The sequence below is a fragment of the Planktothrix sp. FACHB-1365 genome, assembly GCF_014697575.1.
Taxonomy (GTDB): domain Bacteria; phylum Cyanobacteriota; class Cyanobacteriia; order Cyanobacteriales; family Microcoleaceae; genus Planktothrix.
In genome coordinates, this window is record NZ_JACJSC010000001.1 from 952,222 (window position 1) to 974,172 (window position 21,951).

At 37.9% G+C, this 21,951-nt stretch carries 26 protein-coding genes; 16 read left to right on the forward strand and 10 right to left on the reverse strand.

The features are described 5' to 3' along the window. Positions 1-76: 76 nt before the first annotated feature. The 3 genes from H6G57_RS04040 (at position 77) to H6G57_RS04050 (ending at position 1,697) form a co-directional block, all read left to right on the forward strand. Positions 77-670 carry a sulfite oxidase-like oxidoreductase gene (locus H6G57_RS04040; protein ID WP_190516170.1) on the forward strand — a complete coding sequence of 198 codons (594 nt, stop codon included), beginning with the start codon at positions 77-79 and terminating at the stop codon, positions 668-670. Positions 671-784: 114 nt separating this feature from the next. Further along, a complete protein-coding gene (locus H6G57_RS04045; RefSeq protein ID WP_190516172.1) occupies positions 785-1,003 on the forward strand; it encodes a hypothetical protein in 219 nt (72 codons plus the stop codon). A 31-nt stretch (positions 1,004-1,034) separates the two neighbouring features. Further along, the gene (locus H6G57_RS04050) at positions 1,035-1,697 is read left to right on the forward strand and encodes a 1-acyl-sn-glycerol-3-phosphate acyltransferase (protein ID WP_190516173.1); all 663 of its coding nucleotides are present in this window, start codon (positions 1,035-1,037) and stop codon (positions 1,695-1,697) included. A 228-nt stretch (positions 1,698-1,925) separates the two neighbouring features. Here H6G57_RS04050 and H6G57_RS04055 read toward each other — a convergent pair whose 3' ends face one another. After that, positions 1,926-3,311, reverse strand: coding sequence for an NB-ARC domain-containing protein (locus H6G57_RS04055; protein ID WP_190516175.1), 1,386 nt, complete (start codon positions 3,309-3,311; stop codon positions 1,926-1,928). 325 nt (positions 3,312-3,636) lie between these two features. Between H6G57_RS04055 and H6G57_RS04060 the strand changes: the two genes are divergently transcribed. The 5 genes from H6G57_RS04060 (at position 3,637) to H6G57_RS04080 (ending at position 6,238) form a co-directional block, all read left to right on the forward strand. After that, positions 3,637-4,377, forward strand: coding sequence for a hypothetical protein (locus H6G57_RS04060; RefSeq protein WP_072720822.1), 741 nt, complete (start codon positions 3,637-3,639; stop codon positions 4,375-4,377). A gap of 9 nt (positions 4,378-4,386) precedes the next feature. Further along, positions 4,387-4,881, forward strand: coding sequence for a hypothetical protein (locus H6G57_RS04065; RefSeq protein WP_072720823.1), 495 nt, complete (start codon positions 4,387-4,389; stop codon positions 4,879-4,881). After that, positions 4,863-5,279 (forward strand): hypothetical protein, encoded by a 417-nt coding sequence (locus H6G57_RS04070; protein WP_190516177.1) that lies wholly within the window; start codon positions 4,863-4,865, stop codon positions 5,277-5,279. The genes H6G57_RS04065 and H6G57_RS04070 overlap by 19 nt, the downstream gene beginning before the upstream one ends. Before the next feature lie 301 nt (positions 5,280-5,580). Then, on the forward strand, positions 5,581-5,829 hold the full coding sequence (locus tag H6G57_RS04075; RefSeq protein ID WP_190516178.1) for an AbrB/MazE/SpoVT family DNA-binding domain-containing protein: 249 nt from the start codon (positions 5,581-5,583) through the stop codon (positions 5,827-5,829). A gap of 1 nt (position 5,830) precedes the next feature. Further along, complete coding sequence (locus tag H6G57_RS04080) at positions 5,831-6,238, forward strand: PIN domain-containing protein (RefSeq protein ID WP_199313923.1); 408 nt, start codon at positions 5,831-5,833, stop codon at positions 6,236-6,238. Between the two features lie 114 nt (positions 6,239-6,352). Here H6G57_RS04080 and H6G57_RS04085 read toward each other — a convergent pair whose 3' ends face one another. Further along, positions 6,353-6,511 carry a hypothetical protein gene (locus H6G57_RS04085; protein ID WP_190516180.1) on the reverse strand — a complete coding sequence of 53 codons (159 nt, stop codon included), beginning with the start codon at positions 6,509-6,511 and terminating at the stop codon, positions 6,353-6,355. A gap of 37 nt (positions 6,512-6,548) precedes the next feature. Here H6G57_RS04085 and H6G57_RS04090 point away from each other — a divergent pair, with 37 nt between their 5' ends. Continuing rightward, the gene (locus H6G57_RS04090; protein ID WP_072718789.1) at positions 6,549-6,791 is read left to right on the forward strand and encodes a hypothetical protein; all 243 of its coding nucleotides are present in this window, start codon (positions 6,549-6,551) and stop codon (positions 6,789-6,791) included. Further along, positions 6,791-7,234, forward strand: a complete 444-nt coding sequence (locus tag H6G57_RS04095; protein ID WP_190516182.1) for a type II toxin-antitoxin system VapC family toxin — start codon at positions 6,791-6,793, stop codon at positions 7,232-7,234. Before H6G57_RS04090 ends, H6G57_RS04095 begins: the two co-directional genes overlap by 1 nt. Positions 7,235-7,254: 20 nt before the next feature. Here H6G57_RS04095 and H6G57_RS04100 read toward each other — a convergent pair whose 3' ends face one another. Continuing rightward, positions 7,255-7,530 (reverse strand): hypothetical protein, encoded by a 276-nt coding sequence (locus tag H6G57_RS04100; protein ID WP_190516184.1) that lies wholly within the window; start codon positions 7,528-7,530, stop codon positions 7,255-7,257. 105 nt (positions 7,531-7,635) lie between these two features. On the opposite strand from H6G57_RS04100, the gene H6G57_RS04105 reads away from it, so the two are divergent. Beyond that, positions 7,636-7,857 (forward strand): DUF2281 domain-containing protein, encoded by a 222-nt coding sequence (locus tag H6G57_RS04105; RefSeq protein WP_190516185.1) that lies wholly within the window; start codon positions 7,636-7,638, stop codon positions 7,855-7,857. Position 7,858: 1 nt separating this feature from the next. Then, positions 7,859-8,242, forward strand: a complete 384-nt coding sequence (locus tag H6G57_RS04110) for a type II toxin-antitoxin system VapC family toxin (RefSeq protein WP_072720830.1) — start codon at positions 7,859-7,861, stop codon at positions 8,240-8,242. A 51-nt stretch (positions 8,243-8,293) separates the two neighbouring features. Here H6G57_RS04110 and H6G57_RS04115 read toward each other — a convergent pair whose 3' ends face one another. From H6G57_RS04115 to H6G57_RS04145, 7 genes are all read right to left on the reverse strand, one after another. Next, positions 8,294-8,524, reverse strand: coding sequence for a type II toxin-antitoxin system Phd/YefM family antitoxin (locus H6G57_RS04115; RefSeq protein ID WP_190516187.1), 231 nt, complete (start codon positions 8,522-8,524; stop codon positions 8,294-8,296). 3 nt (positions 8,525-8,527) lie between these two features. Next, positions 8,528-11,320 carry a TIGR02921 family PEP-CTERM protein gene (locus H6G57_RS04120; protein ID WP_190516189.1) on the reverse strand — a complete coding sequence of 931 codons (2,793 nt, stop codon included), beginning with the start codon at positions 11,318-11,320 and terminating at the stop codon, positions 8,528-8,530. 291 nt (positions 11,321-11,611) lie between these two features. Further along, positions 11,612-11,932 (reverse strand): RNA-binding protein, encoded by a 321-nt coding sequence (locus H6G57_RS04125; protein WP_190516190.1) that lies wholly within the window; start codon positions 11,930-11,932, stop codon positions 11,612-11,614. A gap of 184 nt (positions 11,933-12,116) precedes the next feature. Further along, complete coding sequence (locus tag H6G57_RS04130; RefSeq protein ID WP_190516192.1) at positions 12,117-12,419, reverse strand: RNA-binding protein; 303 nt, start codon at positions 12,417-12,419, stop codon at positions 12,117-12,119. Between the two features lie 299 nt (positions 12,420-12,718). Next, positions 12,719-15,433 (reverse strand): EAL domain-containing protein, encoded by a 2,715-nt coding sequence (locus H6G57_RS04135; protein WP_190516194.1) that lies wholly within the window; start codon positions 15,431-15,433, stop codon positions 12,719-12,721. A 145-nt stretch (positions 15,434-15,578) separates the two neighbouring features. Continuing rightward, positions 15,579-16,187 carry a single-stranded DNA-binding protein gene (locus H6G57_RS04140; protein ID WP_190516195.1) on the reverse strand — a complete coding sequence of 203 codons (609 nt, stop codon included), beginning with the start codon at positions 16,185-16,187 and terminating at the stop codon, positions 15,579-15,581. 112 nt (positions 16,188-16,299) lie between these two features. Beyond that, positions 16,300-18,831 (reverse strand): mannose-1-phosphate guanyltransferase, encoded by a 2,532-nt coding sequence (locus H6G57_RS04145; RefSeq protein WP_190516197.1) that lies wholly within the window; start codon positions 18,829-18,831, stop codon positions 16,300-16,302. A gap of 489 nt (positions 18,832-19,320) precedes the next feature. On the opposite strand from H6G57_RS04145, the gene H6G57_RS28840 reads away from it, so the two are divergent. The 4 genes from H6G57_RS28840 to H6G57_RS04160 are packed head-to-tail and all read left to right on the forward strand — an operon-like array spanning position 19,321 to position 21,929. Next, entirely contained in the window at positions 19,321-19,515 is a 195-nt protein-coding gene (locus H6G57_RS28840) for a hypothetical protein (protein WP_072720845.1), read from the forward strand. Positions 19,516-19,532: 17 nt separating this feature from the next. Then, on the forward strand, positions 19,533-20,252 hold the full coding sequence (locus H6G57_RS04150; protein WP_190516199.1) for a class I SAM-dependent methyltransferase: 720 nt from the start codon (positions 19,533-19,535) through the stop codon (positions 20,250-20,252). 8 nt (positions 20,253-20,260) lie between these two features. Further along, positions 20,261-21,484: a sulfite exporter TauE/SafE family protein gene (locus H6G57_RS04155; protein WP_199313925.1), complete on the forward strand. Its 1,224-nt coding sequence runs from the start codon at positions 20,261-20,263 to the stop codon at positions 21,482-21,484. 22 nt (positions 21,485-21,506) lie between these two features. Further along, the gene (locus H6G57_RS04160; RefSeq protein WP_242048854.1) at positions 21,507-21,929 is read left to right on the forward strand and encodes a hypothetical protein; all 423 of its coding nucleotides are present in this window, start codon (positions 21,507-21,509) and stop codon (positions 21,927-21,929) included. Positions 21,930-21,951: the final 22 nt, after the last annotated feature.

The window sequence follows — 21,951 nt, forward strand, 5'->3', positions numbered from 1 at the left end:
TTCCCTGTTCCCTATTCCCTGTTCCCTATTCTAAGAGTGCTATACTAACTAAAAAAATAGCCCTTGAGTGTTGATCATGTTAGGCCAATTTTTCCATAAACCTACTTCTGATGAGAGTGCTCGCGTTCCACCGGGACAACATTTAAGTAAAGGTTTTCCCGTCTTAACCTATGGGGAAACTCCTGAAATTTCTCTTGAAGATTGGCAGTTAAAAGTTTGGGGTTTAGCCACACCCAAAACCTTTACTTGGTCTGATTTAATGGCAATGCCTAAAAGTAATTTTACCGCCGATTTTCACTGTGTAACGCACTGGTCAAAATTAGAGGTGAAATGGACAGGAATTAAAGTTACTGACTTCATGAAATTTGTTGAAGTTAACCCCCAAGCCATTCATGTTATGGAACACTGTTATGGAGGTTATACCACTAATGTTTCAATGGAGGATTTCTTACGAGAAGACAACTTTTTTGCCTATGAGGTTTTTGATGAACCCTTACCCCCTGATCATGGTGGCCCCCTGCGGTTAGTGGTTCCCCATTTATATGCTTGGAAAAGTGGAAAATGGATTAATGGGTTAGAATTTCTTGACCATGAGGAATTGGGATTTTGGGAACAAAATGGTTATCATAAAAGGGGGGAACCTTGGGCAGAAGAACGCTATAGTGATTAATTTCAACCCTTAAGCATTATCGGGTCAAAGTAGGGTTGTAATTTTGGCAATCCTACTGATAAACTAAATTAGATATAATGATTAAAGTGCCTCTCTAAATTACCCTTGACTGTTATGAGTTTAACCAAAACCGAAGCCAGACAACTGTTAGAACGGATGATTTTTGATAATGAACGTCCGCGAGACTGGGTACAGGATGTTTGGGATATGAGTCCCATGTTAGGAGAAAATGCTGCTAAACTTCTCGATGCTTTTGATATGCTCATTGACTGTTGTTCTGAAGAAAAACTAGAGAATTTAGTTCAAAGTTTATATGCAGAACGTTTAGAATAAGCCAGAATTAACAGTCTCAAACTCTAATCTAATGTTGGAAAGTCTTTCTAACTCTAAAGTTTCTCCTTGGTTAACACCCATTGCTTATCTTTTATGCAGTGGTTTGGTTGTACCCTTCTATTTTAAAACGATTGAAATTGAGGGTCAAGACTATTTACCCCGAACAGGTGCAGTGATTTTAGCCCCCACTCATCGGTCTCGATGGGATGCCATTTTATTAGCCTATTCAGCCGGACGTTGGGTAACGGGACGAGACTTAAGATATATGGTTTTATTAGAGCAAACTCAGGGGTTTCAAGGGTGGTTTATTCAACGGTTGGGGGGGTTTCCCGTTAACCGAGATCACCCTGGAACCTCCAGTATTCGCTATAGTATTGAACTGTTAAAACAAGAACAAATTTTAGTTTTATTTCCCGAAGGACATATTTTTTTAGAGGGGGATATTCATCCTATTCAACCTGGAGTCGCCCGAATTGCATTACAAACGTTATCCCAAAAACCGGATTTAGATTTAAAAATTGTTCCGATTAGTATTCGTTATGATAGACCTGCACCGATTTCTAAAGGGTCTTCTGTTAAAATAAAAATTGGAGAACCAATTCAGGTTAATAATTATACAGAACAATCTCCTAAACTGGCGACAAAATCTTTAACCTCAGACTTAGAAATAGCCCTTAAAACATTATATTTGTGATCAAAATCTGTAAGGGTTGGGAGACCAAACCCAGGCACCAAGAGGGTTGGAAGGGACGCCACCCCTACTTCTTAAAGAAACCGGGTTTTTAATCCCTTGATGTCGTTTTTAATATGAAATCCCCTTATTAACGCTACAGATGATCCCTCCCAGCCCCCCTGTAGAGACGTTGCATGCAACGTCTCTACAGGGGGGATTTGTAGCAAACATTTAAAGATTTCATATAAGCTATTTGTACAACTGATTTAAACTAGCTAGATATTGCTTAATTAAAGGTAAAATAGTATAACAATTACCTTGTTGTTCGATTAAACAACGTCGTAATAAAGATTGAATGGAGTTGAGTAAATCTGATGAGAGAATTCGGCTATTTTCTAACAATTTAACTAAATTAACTGGATTGTTTTCGGCTACCAATAAAGACAGCACTTGTTTTTCTGTCTCCGATAAGCGATCGCACTGTTGCTGCAAACTCTCCTTCACCTCTTCGGGTAACAATAGCGTCTCATTCAATAATACCTCAGTTGCACATCCTCCCAACTCTTGGATCAAATTTGCTATACTTTTTAACCAGAAGGGATTGCCTTGATAACGTTGAATGATTTCCTCAATATCATCAATTTCAACTAACCCATAATCTCTAAATATTTCCCTTACAGCAACAATATCTAAACCTGTCAATTGTAAAGTCCGAATTACAGAATTTTCGCATTTAACCTCAGTTACAATTCGAGGTTGTTCCCAACCCATTAACAATAAACAACTTTGATGAGATAACTCTTTAATCTGTTTAAATAAAGTTCGATAGTCTTCATATCCGAGTTTATATTTTCCCGCTAATTCTCCACTACTAAAAAGATTGTGAATATTATTCAAAACCACTAAACAGCGATGCTTTTGCAAATATTTGATTAGAGGTAAAGATTTCGGATGAGGTGCTGATAAATCTAGTTCTTCTGACTGCGAAAAAAATTCGATTAAGTTAGTTTGAAAGTCTGCTAAAGTCGGCGATGAGTCAAGATTACACCAAATTACAAACTCAAATTCATGTTTAATTTGTTGAACCAATTGCACCGTTAACGCCGTTTTCCCTATCCCACTAATACCCGTAATGGCAATCAAACGACAGCGTTGTTGTAAAATCCAATTTGTCAAGGTTTCTAATTCAGGCGTGCGACCATAAAAAGCACCCAAATCAGGCATTTCGCTTAAATCATAACATTGGTTTTTAGATTGTTTAGTATTATAACTATTCTCATTTTGCTGATAGGAGTTGGGTATATCTGGCGGATGTCTACTTTCTCCACAAATATTAAAACTATGATTAACAGTTTGTCCAAAGTTGAAAAAATTAGCGTTTTGTAACCTCTCCATCGCGGCTCGAAAATTCGATTTACTAATATCTTCCCCTAGCTCCTCTGAAAAAATCTGCCATAATTTTGACCCCGTATTTCTCACATTACTTTCAGAACAATCAAAATCCTTAGCAATTTGTTTGTATGTCTCCCGTTCCAGTGTTCCCCGCAGTACCGCCTCTTCTAAATCATCAAGATGCTGGCCCGTTTTAGCAAATACTATTTTATCAGCTACTTTTAACACTTCTTTGAGATCCATAAGGGGTAGGAGATACAAGACTTTTATGTATTATAGTGCACCTTTACCGACTTTCTTGAACTATTTTGTATATTTTTGTATAAAAATATATCTCAAGAGGATAAAAGCAGGTAGAAACTGTTGGCAAAATTGAACATTTTTAGGCTAGACAATACTTGAGTTTGTCAGGGATAATAATAGACATATTAAAGCGCAATTTGAGGGATTAAACGTTTGCTGTTTTACACCCTTTAATGGCTTTATAGATTGCATTTGCGATCTAATTATAAGTTCAACAACTAATTTTTGGTGCGCGAGTAAATTTAGAAAAACCGCATTTTTTGTTATGCTTGATAATATATGGACTTGGGCTGATATAGTCTCACTTTCCGCAGGATTTATCTTGTTTCTTATGACAGTTTGGATAGGTAAGAATCAAGAGAAATCAGTTTATCTAATAAGGGATCTTACCCAAGAAATTAAATATCTTCAAACTGGACTATCAGGATTAGAAATATATGAAAAAATTGGTGTGATTGAAAAGGGAATACACAGACTTGGGGAAGGAGAATCTAGTTCAGCATCAGCATTGCTTTATGACTGTTTATCCTTATTGCCAGTGTTGCAATTTTGTGAGAAAGATCTTGCTATTGATTATGCTGATAATCTCCTGCTTGAATCTTTAAGATTATTAACACATTATGATTCATGTGGTGGAAAACCATTAGCTGCAATTTTAGTTCGGCGTTCATTAAAACAAATTGATAAACTTGACAAACTTGATAAAAATAAGATCATTAAAAACAATAAGAAGCAAAAAAAATTGGGTGATTTTATAGCCACTATAGATACACTACTGTTACAGCCAACATCAGATAATAGAAATAATTATAACAGGTTAAGCCGGAAAATAGAAAGTTCTATAGCAACATATTTATATGAATTAAAATCTACAGATCCACAAAGAATGAAAGAAATTTGTGATCAGTTTTTACAAGAAAATACGGTGATGAGACTTTTAGATTTAAAGAATAGAAAAGACTACGAAATTATAGAATTGCTAAACTCATCAAACCAAAAAGATTAAATTATTAATATGAAATCAACTGAAATTCCTTTTTTAATGTTTCAAGCATTTTTTCATGCTTCAATCAGAATTCAACTGAATTGGCAGAGATTAAAAATCGAAAAAATTACTGTTAAAATCACTGTTTTTGATCAATTAGAAAATCCTTCGGCTTGGTATTTACCCTGGTATTTTAATAATTTATATGAGGAAGTCAGCTATTTAGAATCAAATGCAAATCCACTGACATTGGCAGATATTCCTAAAGCTATAAATCGTCTTGATAGTGGACGTAGAGACAAAATTCAAGAGCTATTAAATGAATTCATAAATACTACTCAACAACCCGTTCAACTTGTAATAGCAACATACGCATTACCAAATGGCAAACACTTAATAATGGACGGCAATCATCGTTCTTCTGCTCTGATTCTTGCTGGAGTTAAAGCGAGATTAATGGTTTTTGAGATTTGTGGGCCAATTGACAAAGAATTAATTCCAGATTTGTGTCACTGGAAAAACTAGAGTTTGTGTTTCAGAAAGTAGTATATAAGAAGGCAAAAACAACAATGTGGGAAACAAGACTTAATGTTATATATTGCACTAACTCTGAAGATATTGAATCTCAATTTGAAAGCTTAATGCTTCATTTGAGGTTGGCTAGAATCAATATTGTTAGTGATGGACGCACATCAGTCTGGAAAAGTGCGACAATTAAGGGCATTAATATTTTTTTAGAACAACCTTCTGATTTAGAAAAAGCAGCCGAACTTGTAAGGGAATTTTTTAATAGTAGAATTGATCAGTTACAACTTTGCTCATGGCAGAGTAATGGTATAAATGCCAAAGTGATAATTAAAGGTGTCGTAAACTACAATGAAAATCCAATACCAAAATCAAAGTTAGAATATATAATGGAATAGCAGCCTTTTTCTATTTAAAATTTAATTTATTTTCATTTTATCAATGCGATAATTGTAGGGAAACCGATCGCACGATTAAAAAACAGTGCTCGCATTTTCTGATAATAATTAGGAAAAGTGAACCAGAAACCGGGTTTCTCAGAAAGATGAGCGGATCTTAACCGAAATTGTTGTTAAGAAACCCGGTTTCTCAGCATTGAGCATACCTCAAAAAGTGTGGGGGGCTTGCTTTTAACCATTGTCAAGAGAGCGATCGCTTAAGATATAATCAAATCAACCCATCTCAGAAAATAGCTTAATCATGAAAACACAACTTAATCAAGAGGGACAGATTACTATACCTCCTGAAATTCGTGAGCGTTTAGAACTGAAACAGGGAGATGAATTCCTATTAATTGTTACCGGAAATGAAATTAGGTTACAACCGATTCAAAGAAAATGCCTGAGTGAATTTCGAGGAATTTTACCAGCTACTCAACCTTATCCGGGTAAAACAACTATACGCCAAACAGTAGCTCAATCTTTAGCTCAGAAATCTAATCAGTCATAATATGATAAGTAATTATTGGGTAGATGCCAATATTTTATTAAGGTTCATTACCAATGATCCCCTTGATCTTGCTGAACGATCTGCTAGATTTTTACAGAAAGCTGAACAAGGGGAAATTACACTCAAGGTATCTTCACTTGTTGTGGCTGAAGTGGTTTGGGTATTAATTTCTTTTTATGGTTATTCTCGACAACAAGTTGCAGATGTTTTGATAGGTTTGTTAACATCAGAGGGTATTACTCTTGAATCTAGTGAGCAAGTAATAGCAGCCCTTGATAGTATGGCGACAGCAAATGTTGATTTTGTTGATGCTTATCTTGCAGAAGTGGCTCGTAAAGAAAATGAGTCTGTTGCTTCTTTTGATCGAGATTTCAAACGTTTAGATATACGTTATATAGAGCCTGATTAATTGATTTTTGATTGTGTTCAGGGGAATGAGTTAATCTACTATATCAGTTAATGGGAGAATAAAAAATGTTAACTAATCAAATCCTAGAGGAAATTTATCAGTGCCATCGCAGTCTTAAAAAAGACGATCGCACTTTCTTATAATAATTGTAGGGAGAGCGATCGCAGCCTTAAAAAAAGCGATCGCACTTTCTTGTAATAATTTTAGGAAAAGTGATCGCAATGCGTCAAAAGTCAAGAGCGATCGCCTAAAATATAAAGAGCGAATGCCCATTAGGATCAACGCATAAATAACAACCCTCGCAAAGCTTATGACCTTAAAAGAACAACTTCTACAAGCAATTGAAACTTTGCCGAGCGATCACCTTGCCGAAGTCCTCACTTTTGTTAACTCTCTTCCGGGCAAACCTCGTAACACATCCGCTAGATCCTTTCTCGCTCATCTCAAGACAATCGGCACTTGGTCAGGGGACGATTTCCAAGAATGTTTAGAAGCCGTCCAATACTCACGAGGCGAAATACAATTTGACCACAACCCCAATCCTTTCGAGTAATGTTTCTGCTCGACACAAATCACTGTAGTTACGCTATACTCGGCAACACTCAAGTGCTTGATCGCCTTGCCAATCTTGCGGATGAGTCAATCGCAACTTGCACAATTGTCAAGGGGGAATTGATTGACATGGCGGCTCGATCTCAACAACGACAGGCTAATCTTGCCCTAGTTCAACGTTTCTTGATTGGAATATACATCTACCCCATCGACGAAACCACCGCCGAAATTTACGGCAACCTCAAAGCAGCAGTCTTTGATCGCTATGCCCCACAAGAGCGATCCCAACGCCGTAGAACCAACATAACTCAATTAGGCATCGGTGAAAATGATTTGTGGATTGCCGCTGTTACACTTCAACATCAACTTACTCTAGTAACAACTGATAAAGACTTTCAGCGTATTCAAGCAGTACAGCCATTTAACTTGGAATCTTGGATCTGAACATCCCCCCAAAGTAACGGTCATCTATTGCGATCCTCTTGAATTAAAATAGTGCTATCTGTTAATCCAAAATCCCTGGGGTTAACTCTCGGACGATTACGAATTCTTTGTAGAATTGCTGACATAGCTTGGTTCTGTTGCGTCCGATTTATCATTACTTTGTCAGGAGCAAATAATAAGGATTGCGTCAACAGATGAATAACTGCCTCATTAAGAGTAAATTTTTTTTCTAAGGCTAGACACTCAATCTGACTATATAGTTCATCAGGCAAGTTTTCAATCTGAAGTTTAGCCATTGCACTCTCAGAATTACTTAATTTATTATATCACCAGTTTTCTTCATATCAATGTAATTATGGTATAATAAGTAAAAATAACCTTGCCAATATTGCCTAGTAATCATGACTATTGATATAGAGATTTTTCAAACCGTCGTCAAGATGCCAGAATCTTTAAAAAAAGAGATATTGGATTATGCACAATATCTACTTGAGAAACACGCCAAAAGTGAATCATCTCAAGAAAAACTTGAAGAATTTCAGGGTTATGGAAGTTGGGTTGGTCAGATCTTTATGTCTGATGATTTCGATCAACCACTTGAAGATCTAAAGGAATATATGTAAGATGACATTTTTGTTAGATACTCATGCCTTTTTGTGGTATTTAACTGGCGATCCTAATCTAGGCAGTAAAGCGAAAGAAGTAATTGATACTAAAACCGATTTGTATTTTAGTATTGCCAGCCTTTGGGAAATATCAATTAAAATTAATATCGGTAAGCTTCAACTCAATCGACCCTTTGAAGATTTATCAAAGGAATTGCAATATCTTAATGTTCAAATTCTACCAATTACAGTTAAAGATACCGAGTTTTATGCAAATCTGCCCCTACATCACCGAGATCCTTTTGATCGCATCCTCGTAGCACAGGCGATGAATCATTCCCTTATTTTAATTAGTCGTGATCCAGCTTTTGATAATTATCTAATTCAGAGGTTGTGGTTATAAGGTCATGAAACTGAACATGACTAGCATCAGGGAAAAGATCAGCCAGAAGTTTCACTCTAAAACCTCCCAAGGTTCGGCAACAGAAATGATTAAATCTCCTAATATTTTACCACTTCCTTTCATAGCCCCAAAAGCGGGGCGTGAATGTTGGCTGTTGGCAGGATAGATAATTACTAATGGTTTTCCTTTATGAATAACAGTTAGGGGGGTTTTGGTACGTTCGACCTCTATTAATAGAGTTTGGAAGGTTTGAGGTAATTCAGTCGTGGTAATTTGTGTCATTTTTTAAGGGTTCATATTATTTTTTTGAGATTTAACAATCATAAATAACCCAATGATTCCTAAGCCAACGACCATTCCCGGTTCAGGAACACTAGCCGTATTATTTAAGGGATTATTGGGTTTATTTAACTGTTCTTTTCCCGTTTCAATTTTGCGATTAAATCGATCAGCAGAAGCTTCTGCGGCTTTCAAAGCTTGACGTTGTTCATCATTAACTAAAACAATCATTGAAGAATAAGGGGTGACAATATTATAGGTTTTGGCGATCGCATGAATCCCATCTAATTCTGTTAATTGTTGATCCGAGGTTTTCTGACTTAATCCCCGAACTAATAATCGTGCAACAATAGGTTCAAACCCCTGAGAATTTGTGGGTTTTTCTGTCGTTTTTTCCATTAACCACCCATAACCATCTGCTACCGTTAAAACCGTCGCTTTGGGTTGGGGTGAACTGACTAATTTCTGGGTTAATTGTTCAGTGGTTGCGATCCGTTTCATCACCTCAGAAATATCAGTAGAAACCCCCCCGCCACTGGTTTGAATCATCTTTAATGTTCCATCTTCATAAGCAGGAGCAAGGGAACCTAAATGGACAATCCACAGGGGAATAGAAATCTGAGGAACGCTTGTTTTATCTTCTGATAATTCATAACTTCCTTCATCGCTAATTAATATAATCCCGTCATAGGGTTTATTTCCCTTTAATTCCATAAATTGACGTAACATTTCCTTAATTTGCAGGGTTCCATAAAAGGCTTTTTGATTCACCGGAAACTGACGCAAATCATCAATTAATTGAGGTTGATTTTCTGCCGTTGCGGTTATATATAAATCCGCTTGATTATTGGGAAGAACATTAGTTTTAAACCACTCTAAGGTTTTAGCTAATTCCTGTTGATGGTTTCCCATACTTCGAGAGGTATCGAGAATAATTGCAAATTGTTGACCTTGGGGTAAACTATAATCTTTTTCAGTTAAAGGTTGAGCGGTAATTTTGTAGCCTTCTAAAGTAACTTGATGGGATTGAATTGATGCTTTAGAAGCGGGTAAACTCGCCTCTAACCAATTCTTGTCAAACCCTCTAATTCTTTTTTGATTGCGAATGCGTTGGGTGCTTTTTGTCCAGAAAATATTGCGTTTTTCACCCACTTTAGGTAAGGGCCATTGATTTCCTTGACCCATGACTTTATAGGTTAACCAAAGATGCAATTCTGTCGGACGACTGGAATTATTTCTATCCCAAGAAGTTGATTTAGCCGGAATAGGAAAAGCGCGCAGTCGATAATGTTGAGTTCCGACTTGTTCTAATAATGCTGGGTCAACAGGACGTTCCCGTTTTACTTGGGAATTATACACTTTTTGAGCCGCACCTCTGGGAGAAACGGTAAAGGGAAAACGAGTCGCTTTATTATTCGTATCTCCTAACCAAAGACCTGTAATTACGGCTGTTTCGGGTAAGGAAAAGGAGTAAAAAATTTCTTCTACATCGTTGGTTTGATTTTGATACACTTCATAGATTTCTACCTCTCCCCAGTCCCCCTGTTCTTGAACCGTAACTTCTTGTTTTGCTAACCAAACTTTCTGCTGATTAATATTCAATAATCCGGCTTTTGCTTCATCTAAAATAGCAGTAGATTTGAGCGCGTGTTGAATGGCAAGGCGTTCTCCTTTTTGAATGGAAGTATCAAAAAAATCAGCATAGAGTTTTTCAGCTTTTTCCGAATCTTTATCTAAATCTCCTTGATACAGAAAGGGGGACATCACTTGATTATAACTATTCTGAATCGTATCTAAAAGAGGTTGAGGCAGGTTAAAAACATCTTTGTATATTCTCTCAATAGAATTACTATCTTTGACGGCTCCTAGATAACGATAGGCGGATAGATAGGCATTAATTAACCCTTGACGAATCGGTTGAGATTGTGCTAATAATTCTTGTTTTTGTTGATCAGTTTTGGGAATTGTTTCTAACTTTTGAAAGGCTAAAACTTGCGGTTGATGGAGAAAATTTATAAATAAAACTATCCAAAGCGTTAGGGTTCCTAATATAATTTGGGTAGTACGAATACGACCATATTGGGTGGAAAACTTGCGTATAATTCGTTGTCCTGAATGAATATAAAGGGCAACAAAAGCGGAAGGCATTCCTAAAAATAGGGTGGCTGTTCCTGTTAACAAAATTGTCACGATAGAAAAAGATAATAAGAAATCATGAGTTAAAGACTGCCAAAGAAAAGTTAACCATTCCCATGAAAAGAACTGGCGCAGGAGAATCACAGCAAGGGGAACAGCATAATAGAAAAGAAAAATTCCCACATATAACCCGACTAATAGCATTAAGCTATGGGTAACGAGTTGAATTCCTGTTAAAAATCGATGAGTTTTATTCTGCTTATTTCCTAAATATCCCCATAATAATTCTACGAAAAAGGCAGCGACACAAATCAGAATTGTACTTAAAACTAAACGGCTGGCTGGAGTGAGTTCTCGCAGAATAAATAATCGTACCAGACAAAAGAGAAATAGCGGTGCTTCTACACCATAAAATAATCGGATTAACTCGACAGGACGTTGGCGGAAATATCGGGCACCAATAACAGTGCAAATGGTGGGAACTGCAATTAAAGCCAGAATGGTTAAGGTAAATTCTAGTTCAATTTCCCCAGTAAAAGTTGCTACCACTAAGAAAATCGCTACAAAGGGTAAAATCCAAAGATAAACAACACCTAGGAAGGTTGCATTCCAAACCCAAAAAATTACTTTGAATAGGGAATGTAGGGTTTTCGTTAGATTCATATCACTCCATCAACGCCTTTAGGAAGATAAAAGTTAAACAGAAAATTTTTGGCCTAACTTCATGTTCTAGTTTAACCATCTACAGTTGAGCTATCAGTGATTACTGAATTTCAGAGGCAGAACTTTACAATTTGTTACTCAACTCAATTACTCAATTCAAAAATAAAAATAAAACTATTAGATTTAAACATAAAAAAAGCCCAAGCCACAAAGCTTGAACTTTTTTTAGGGGATGAAATCTAGAAACTGATGGGCTTCAATCTGAATCGAAATAACCAGTCCAAGAGTTGTTTAGTAGCGACGACCACCACGACCACCACCACCACTACGACCACCACCACCAAAGGAACCATTGCCACCCCCGGCATTTTCACGGGGTTTGGCTTTATTCACTTTCATGCTCCGCCCCATCCATTCCGCGCCATCGAGTTCATCAATGGCGGTTGCTTCTTCTGCTTCCGTTTCCATTTCTACAAAAGCAAAGCCACGTACCTTACCGGTTTCACGGTCTTTAGGAAGCTGAACCCGTTTCACAGAACCATATTCTGCAAACACGCTGGTTAGATCGTCTTGGGTAACGTCATAAGAAAGATTGCCGACATAAATAGACATGGGGTATCTCCAAAATCAAGACAGTGCAGAGGTTGGAATTTCGGAGAGAAGCCTGTCCAAACCAAACGGGAAATGCCCATCAAGACTACAAACAAAAGCTACAACCGAATTTTACTCTCACTGATTACTCTAGCACAACCTGTTAAAAAACAGATCCGAATTAATGTTGCGTTAAATCACTCACTTAGTAGCGACGGGAATAATTTTGTTTATTTCCCCAACTCCCTCTGGCGGGTTTGCGTTCTTCACGGGGTCGAGCTTTATTCACTTTCAGAACTCGACTCATCCACTCAGCACCATCAAGTTCATTAATGGCTTTAGTTTCTTCATCATCGGTCGTCATTTCAACAAAGCCAAATCCGCGTTTTTTCCCAGTTTCCCGGTCAACAGGGATTTGAACTTCTTTCACAGAACCATACTCAGTAAAAACTTCTCTGAGATCGTCTTCTGTGACGTCGTAAGACAAATTACCTACATAGATCGTCATTACTTACCTTTTCAGTCAAAAATCAAGGGTGTGCGGAGATTGGAATTCGGAGGGACGCGGGCAGAACTTACACATAGAGAGCAAAATTGTTCCTGATGCCATCGCAAACTAGGCTACCGATATCTAATCTGTTTAAGATAATAACATTTTTTATCAAAAAAACTATATCTATCTTTTGATAGACTTAGATTTTTTTTATAATGATTGTCATATCAATCGATTGTATCTTGTTTTTGTTACATTGTTACAGATTGTAAAGAAAAATGTCAGTATTTATTATGATCCGGTTGCAATGAATCTTAAGAAAGAAAGCGGATTAAAAATGCTGTGGTTTTTAAACAATCTAACGGTTGAGAAATTAAATAACCTTGTCCATAATTGCATCCCAACTCTTTTAATTTTTCCAGTTGAATTTGGGTTTCAATTCCTTCGGCGACTACATCCATCCCTAGGCTATGAGCTAACATAATAATCGTGTGAATAATTTCTGTTTCTTCGGTTTCAGACTGGATTTTACTCACAAAAGAACGGTCAATTTTTAAAGTGCAGATGGGAAAGTTATGGAGCCGACTTAAAGAGGAATATCCGGTTCCAAAATCATCAATACAAAATTGAATTCCGAGTTCTTGAAGTTGTTGAATTAAACTTTGTTCAAATGTTAAAAAATCTAAAAAGCACGTTTCAGTCACTTCTAGCTTTAATATCCAATTTTTTAGCGGATAATTTTCCAGAATTTTTTTAAAATTTTCGATTAAATTAACTTGCCTTAAATCAACAGGAGAAAGATTAACACTCATGGTCAAAGGTGGTAAATCAGGAAATTGTAGATTCCAGCGATTAATTTGCTGACAGGCTTCTTTTAAGACCCATAAATCAAGGGCTTGAATTAATCCTGTTTCTTCAGCAATGGGGATAAATTTACTGGGACTAATGGTATTTTTATCAGGATGATTCCAACGAATTAACGCTTCAAATCCAATCAATCGTCTTGTCTCTAAGGAAATAATCGGTTGATAATATAATAAAAATTCTTCTCGAATTAATGCTTCTCTTAACTGGTTTTCCAGTTGTAACCGTTGCAGGGCTGGAACTTGCATTTCACTGGTTAATACTTGATAACATCCCTTCCCTAAACGCTTGGCATGATACATCGCAATATCCGCATCTCGAATCACCTCTTCAGGTTGAGAATATCCCATTGAACTAAGGGCAATTCCAATACTAACACCTGTAAAAATTTGATTTTGATGAATATAAAAAGGACGTTTAAGCTGTTCAATAATTCGTTGAGCTACATCTGTTGCTTCATTAACATCTTTAATATTTTCTAATAAAATAATAAATTCATCTCCTCCGAGTCGTGCAACAGTATCCTTAAATTTGACAATCGTTGTTAAACAATGAGCAACACTTTTTAATAATTCATCTCCGACTAAATGACCCAAGCTATCATTAATCACTTTAAATCGGTCTAAATCCAAAAATAAAATCGCATATAAATAATGCTTTTTAGGGTTTGTTTTCTGAATTAAATACTGGAGTCTATTTAACAGCCAAGTTCGATTTTTTAACCCCGTCAAATTATCATGAAACGCATCAAATTTTAGTTTTTCTTCCCGTTTCAATAATTCTGCTTGTGTTTTTTTTAAATGTTCTAAAGCCAAAGAAAGTTCTGCCGTTCGTTGATAGACTCGATCCTCTAATTCTTTATTAGAACTTTCAATCGCTGCTTTGGCTTGTTGCAATTCTGCCGTGCGTTCTTGCACTCGGACTTCTAATTTCTCAAAAGCCGTCTTTAACTGCATTGCCATCAGATTAAATGACCGAGCTAAAATTCCCAGTTCATCTGTGCGATTGAGTTCAATCTTTTGGTCTAATTCTCCTTGAGCGATCGCTTGACTAGCTTGACTTAATTGAATAATCGGAGCCGTAATCCAATGAGCAGTTATTATTCCTATACTACTCGCCATTACCAAAGCAAAAAAACACAGCAAAATCGTAATTTTTTGAGTCTCTTTAATCGGAGCCATAAAATCACTTTCAGGAACAACAATACAAATTAACCAATCAATTCCTCTTCCATCTAAATAGGGAAAAATTTGTGCAATGTATCGTTTATTATCCCAGTTAAAATTAAAGAAAACCGCTTCTTGAATCTGTTGAAAACTCTGAACCTGATTTTGTAACTGTTTGGTAGTTTCTCGAATCCAAAACTCCTGACTTTCTATGGCTTTAAGTCTTTGAAGTTGACCCTTTTTAACCCTAAAAGGATTACTCCTAGAAGAACTAGCAACCAACATCCCGGAACGTTCAATAATAAAACTTTGTCCAGATTGACCAATTTTCAACCCTCGCAGAACATCACTAATTTCCGATAAGGTTAAGGGTGTATCCAAGACTCCTAATAAACGGCCTTGTTGATTATAAATCGGTAAGACGGCATCAATAGCTAAGGTGCTGTGATCAAACCATAAATAAATCGGGCTCCAAGTTGCTTTTTTCGCTTGAATAGCAGCTTGATACCAAGGGCGAGTGCGGGGATCATAATTAGGAAATATCCTTAAGAGTTGACCCGGTTTGCCATTAGAATTCAAGGCGTAGGTATGATACTGATTTTGAGTGAAAGCTTGAACGATTTCTAGGTGAAATTGCTGATTTTGAATTCTCTTGATTCCCAAATATTCTCCTTGTTCATTTCCCCAGGCGATATAATCCACAGAGGGAAAAGCAGAGAGTTGGTGAAGAAACAAAGGCTTAAAACGGGTTACATCTTTTAAGACGAATAATTTTTCACTCAGGGCATTTTGATTCGTCTGATTGACAATATGGGCTGCATTCAGATAGGTTTTTAGGTTTAACTCAATGCGGGTACTAATTTCTTGATGCAACTGAATGACTAAATCGTTGACTGCTTTCTGTCCGTTTTTATAGGAAAAAAATCCTGTCATTCCGACTACAATAGAGATTTGTAACACAAACGGAATAACAAGCAATTGACGGAGTGGCAACTTCACGGGTGCTGATCTCCTTAAGAAGTAAAGCCTAATCAACGGATGACTCAATTGAAATCGCTGACATTGCATCAGTCATCGTTTCTGAACAATGAATCCTTTTGTAGAGCGCTTTGTTCCTGAATTCCAGCGCTTCTACAAACCGCCATTAAAATTTTGTCCACTCAAATCCAACACGGGGACGATTGATCTCTAATTCCCAAGCCTCAACCAGTCCAACTTCAACGCTTGAAAAGGCAACCGCCCGTTTAAAGGGAATCGGATCATAATCCGGGTTTTCCGGTTCGCTGGGGGGAGTGACTCGACTGGGGCTGGGATTGGCTGGGGGGCGACGGGATTCTAGGGAATCTTCAGAAACAGAAGCTGGAGTGCTGGCGCGACGAGATCCTAAAGGAACCACTTTATTCGGGTTAGTGGCTGTGGGATCAGAATGTGGGGATTGAGTTTTGAATGGCATTTGCACCGGATAAATCCGTTGGGCCGTTAATTCTGCCCGTTTTTCTTTAAATCCCTCTTGTCGTTCAATGGTATTCATCCCTAAACGACCTTCAATGATAATTTGATCGCCTTGATGATATTTTTCATGAACTTCTTGGGCAAAATTTCCCCAAGCGATGACTCTTAACGTGGAAGGAGGATCGATCTCCCGCAGTGCTGGAAACTGAACTAACATTTCTGTTAGGGCGAGTTGACTATCAGAGGTATAACGCAGTTGGGGATCTTGAATAATCTCCGCCATCAAAATAATACTGTTCATGGTTAAGCAACAAATTCTAGTACAAGGTTAAACACTCCCAGGGAGTTGAGTTTTTTTTGATCATGACATTTTTAGTCTAATCTTTAAACTCTTTTTTTGTTAATTTTGAATGTCAAACGTCGTCTGGGTGTTCCATCCCTTGGGATTGATTCACAAACTCATGGACTAAATTGCGATATTCTCGCAAGGTTGTATCAACCCAATCGCGATCAACACTATTGGCAAAAATGTGAACGAGAGGTTCTCCAGCATCAGGTAAAATCAACACCCAGTTATCATCTTGGTAATTAATTAATTTGACTCCATCAATTAATTCTAGGTTTTCTGGGGAATGAGTTTCAACTAAATGTCGCATCAATCCGCCTTTAATTGTCCAGGGACAACGCACGGTAAACCGACGATGGACAACATGGGGTAAATCTGCCCGCACTTGGGTGAGCGATCGCTCTTGGGTGGTTAACATTTCTATAATTTTAGCAATAGAAAACATGGCATCAAACCCCGGATGCAGTTGGGGGAAAATAAACCCCATATCTCCACTTCCGCCTAAAACTACATTCGGGTTGCGGTGACAGGCTTCCATTAAAGCCGTCGGGTTGGCTTTGGTGCGAATGACTTTGGCATCATAACGGCGGGCTATTTGTTCAATGGCGGCGGAAGTATGAACTGGAACTACAACGGTACTGCGGGGATGGGAGGTTAACACCATATTCACCATCAACGAGGTTAAGATTTCTCCCCGAATGGGACTTCCGGTTTCATCGACTAACATAAATTGTTCGCCATTGGCATAGACTTGCGCCCCGAAATTAGCGCGTAAGGCTTCAACGACTCGCCCTAATTGATCGAGTAAATTTTCTCGTTCAGGAACGGATAAAGCGGTATGATTTAAGCTGGCATTTAAGACCACCGCATCACAGCCAAATTTGGCTAAAAGTTGCGGTAAAATTGCCCCAGAAACGGCATAAACATAATCTATAACAACTTTAGCATTACTGTAGCGTAACACTTCGGGATTGATATGTTTTCCAAAGCTGATACTATAAATATCAAGTAAATCAATGGTATAACTGACGTTACCAATTTCAGGAATTTGCGCCCGTCGTAAATCTTCTTTAAAATAAGCTCCTTCAATTTTCTTTTCTTTGGCTTTGGTAATATTAATTCCTTTATGATCTAAAAATTCAATTAATAGATAATCTGCCCGTTCGGGAGAAAGTCGGACGTGAATTCCCCCGGCAACTTTTAACGACGGAATGGCCGTGCGGGTAATCGGAATCGCAGTCGCATCTAAGTTAATAATATCGATGCCAACGGACATTAAACCTGCCACTAAGGAACGAGTCACCATGCGAGAAATCGGTCGTTGATCTCGCGAAACCGCTACGGTTGAACCGGGTTTTAAGGTTGATCCAAAAGCCGCCCCTAATTTAACAGCAAATTCCGGCGTAATATCAATATTGGCTAATCCTTGTACTCCCCGTTGACCAAATAAATTGCGTTGGGCGGTATTACCCCAAATTAAATTAATATTTAGGGTCGCCCCGGATTCAATTTTTTTACTGGGCCACACCCGCACCCCTGGACTAATTTGGGCTTCTTCCCCTACACTGGATAAGGAACCCACCACCGCCCCTTCGAGAACGTGGGCACGACGGTCTACACGGGCACCTCTGGCGATCACACAAGCTCGTAAATGGGCATCATCCCCAATAATCGCACCATTCCAAATAATCGGCCGTTTAATATTAGCATCGGCGCCGATGGTAACATTATCTCCAATGACGGTTCCGGCTTCAATTTGTGCTCTAGCGCCAATTCGACAATTGCGACCAATCAAAACGGGGGTTTCAATTTGGGCTGTTTCATCAATATAAGTATTTTCTCCCACCCACAACCCCGGAGAGCTTTCTGGGTAGGGAATTTTAAGTTTTACTTTCCCCATTAAGACATCATAATGGGCTTCTCGATAGATATCTAAATGACCAATATCACACCAATAGTTATTGGCAATAAACCCATACATGGGTTCATCTTTTTCTAAGAGTAATGGAAATAAATCTTGAGAAAAATCACATTCTTGATCAAAGGGAAGATAGTCTAAAACTTCCGGTTCTAAGATATAGGTTCCTGTATTCACCGTATCGGAAAAAACTTCACTGGTGGCGGGTTTTTCTAAAAAGCGACGAATGCGTTGATTTTCATCAGTAATCACCACCCCAAATTCCATAGGATTCGGCATTCGTGTTAAAATCAAGGTGGCTTTTGATTGTTTGCGACGATGAAATTCAATGGCGGCAGTTAAATCAAAATCGGTGACACTATCTCCGCTAATGACTAAAAAGGTTTGATCTAAAAGTTCAGCAATATTTTTAACACAGCCTGCGGTTCCCAAGGGTTGATCTTCTTCCACGGCATAGGTGATTTGGACACCTAAATCACTGCCATCATGAAAATATTCTCGCATCACATCAGGAAGATAATGCAATGTGGCAACTATTTCTATAATATTGTGTTCTTTGAGTAAATTAATAATATGTTCAGCAATGGGACGATTGAGTATCGGTACCATCGGCTTAGGCAGATCGCAGGTTAAGGGTCGCAGTCGTGTTCCTGATCCACCTGCCATTAGCACTGCTCGCATATATCCTCCTGACTGATTAAGGCTGATTGATGTTGACTGAAAATAAATTGAAATCGTTGAGATTTCATGGACTCAGATTTTTAATCAAAAAAAAAGCGTCATTCTTGAGATCCTTTCAACGAAATTGATTCTACAGCTTACCGATTTAAGTTTTTAATCGAAAGGCTTTAAAACTATTAAAATGAACAACCCACTTCTTCTAGGATAGCAAATTTCTTATTTCCTGGACAAAAATATTAAAATGATTCTCTATTTTAATCGTTAATTTTTATTAAACGCTTGGGTTTCTCCCCGGCTGAAGTCTCCTGCTTAAAGGTTAATCACGAGATGGGGCAAGCTTTTGATCAAGCTGGAAATGGAGGAAACTGATGCCAGAGGGTTGAGGAGATCAGTTACTCATCGGTGATAAACTACACTTGTCTCGAATCAACTGCTACAATAGATTACCATTAACTTCTGTTTAATCCTTCACAGCAAAATCTTTTGGGTATGAGTTCGATCATTAGCCTATTGCTACTTGTCATTTATGGAGGCGGAATCTGGAAGTTTTGGAGTGGGTTTGAAAAGACCAACTTCAACCGCAGTTTCCAGAATCGTCTGATCCTTTCCTTATTCTGGCCTGTGTTAGTGTTCAATTCCTCCTATCGGAAAAACTTTACCAAAGCCTTAAAAGGCTCAAAATAGAGATAAATCTATAATGAATGACTAAATCTTCTAATCCATCCAATTTTTTTAATTTATCCGTAGGGTCTGACCCCTTGGAAACAGCGATCGCAACCGTTGCCCATCGTTTTAACCGAGAATATCAAGGGGGTGCATTTGACCTCCCCCCAGAAGTAGAAACCCTGGAAATTTTTCGCGATCGCATGGCGGGAACTTTAGCAGAAAAAATCACTTCCCCCTTTTGGGAAATTGCCAAACCTCACAAAAATCAACGCTGTTTAGATATTGGTTGTGGGGTGAGTTTTCTCATCTATCCTTGGCGAGATTGGGAAGCATTATTTTATGGTCAAGAAATTAGTACCGTTGCTAAAGATGCCCTCAATGTTCGGGGGCCACAGTTAAATTCTAAACTGTTTAAAGGAGTAACCTTAGCACCGGGTCATCAATTGCAATATGAAGCTCATCAGTTTGATTTAGCGATCGCAACGGGGTGGAGTTGTTACTATCCTCTGAGTTATTGGGAATTGGTTTTAAAAGAAGTTAAACGAGTGGTTAAACCCGGTGGAGATTTTGTCTTTGATGTGTTAATTCCCGACGCTGAATTATCAGAAGATTGGGCAATTTTAGAAACTTATTTAGGGACAGAAGTGTTTTTAGAACCCTTAGAAAATTGGGAAACAATTATTAAAGCAACAGGGGCTAAACTTTTAAAACGCAAACCCGGAACGTTATTTCAACTTTATAAAATCCGCTTTTAAACGGAATCATGATCATTGACCTGTTGTTAATTGGGGCATTAGGATTTCTAGGAAGTTTTGGTCACTGTTTGGGAATGTGCGGCCCCTTAACCGTTGCCTTTTCCTTTTCCGATGAATCTTTACCGACTCGTAAAATTCCCTTTCAATTTTATCTGTTATTAAATTTAGGTCGAATTCTCAGTTATGCCTTTGTTGGGGCACTGATTGGTGGAGTCGGTTCAGTCTTAATTGCCAGTGGACAAATGGCAGGAATTGGCAGTTTTTTTCGCCAAGGAATTGCCATTTTAACCGGAATATTATTAATTATTTTAGGATTAGCTCAAATTAACCCCACCATCTTTCATCGTTTCCCCATTATTCATCCTTTATCTCCCCAAAATTTGCATCATCACCTGAGTAAACTCATGGTGAATGTTTCCTTACAACAGCATTTTTTTACTCCCCTATTATTAGGATTAATTTGGGGCTTTATTCCCTGTGGCTTTCTCTATACCGCCCAAATTAAAGCCGCAGAAACAGGCAATATTGGCTGGGGAATATTAACGATGTTAGCCTTTGGAATAGGAACCTTCCCAACGATGTTAGGGGTGGGAATATTAACCGAAAAATTCACCGCCGACCGTCGCAGTCAACTGTTTAGACTGGGGGGATGGATTACTTTATTAATTGGAATTTTAACCTTATTAAGAACCGGAAATCATGTTGATTATTCCGGTTATGGCTCCTTAATTTGTTTAATAGTCGCCTTAATTGCTCGTCCTATTAGTCGGTTATGGTCACAACCTTTAAAATATAGACGAGTGTTTGGAGTCGGTGCTTTTGTATTAGCGGTGGTTCATACGGTACAAATGTTAGATCATACTTTTCAATGGAATTTAACCGGGTTTGACTTTATGATCCCTCAACATCAAGGCGGAATTATAGCCGGAGGGTTGGCTTTTGTATTAATGCTTCCTCCCGCTATTACCAGTTTTGATAAAATTCAAAATCAATTAGGCATTGTTTGGCGTAGAATTCATTTATTAGCAGTTCCAGCCTTCATTTTAGCGGTCATTCATACCCTCCTAATTGGGTCAAACTATTTGGGAGGGTTTGAACTCACCCTGATGATTAAAATTAGAGTTGCACTGCTTTTATTGTTAAGTTTAGTGGTATTATTAATTCGCTATCAAACCATTTGGTCATTCTTTGGGTTAAAAAAGTTATATGTTGCACCCCTTAAACAAAAATAAGTTCTTAAAATTATTATTAATTTTGGGAACATTCCTCTCAATTCAACCCCTAGAAACAGTTTTGTTTTTTAACCGAGCGATCGCTCATGAAGTAGAAGTTTCTGGAGATGTAGCCGTTACATTTCATCTTGAACCCAATCATAATCCCCGTGTCGGACAAAAAGCAACAATTTGGTTTGTTTTAACTCGTCGCGGGGGACAAATGATTCCTTTCTCCCAATGTAATTGTCAATTGTCAATTTATCGAGAACCTCGAAAAGCCAATGATCAACCGTTAATGCAGCCTCAACTTAAAGCAATTTCCGCCGAAAAATATCAAGGTATCCCTGGAACTGAGGTGATCTTTCCCAGCGTGGGAATTTATCAATTAGAATTAAAAGGAACTGCCAAAAATAATAATAGTTTTAAGCCGTTTAAAGCCAATTATTCGGTTACGGTTCGATAAAAAAGTATCGTATAGAATTACT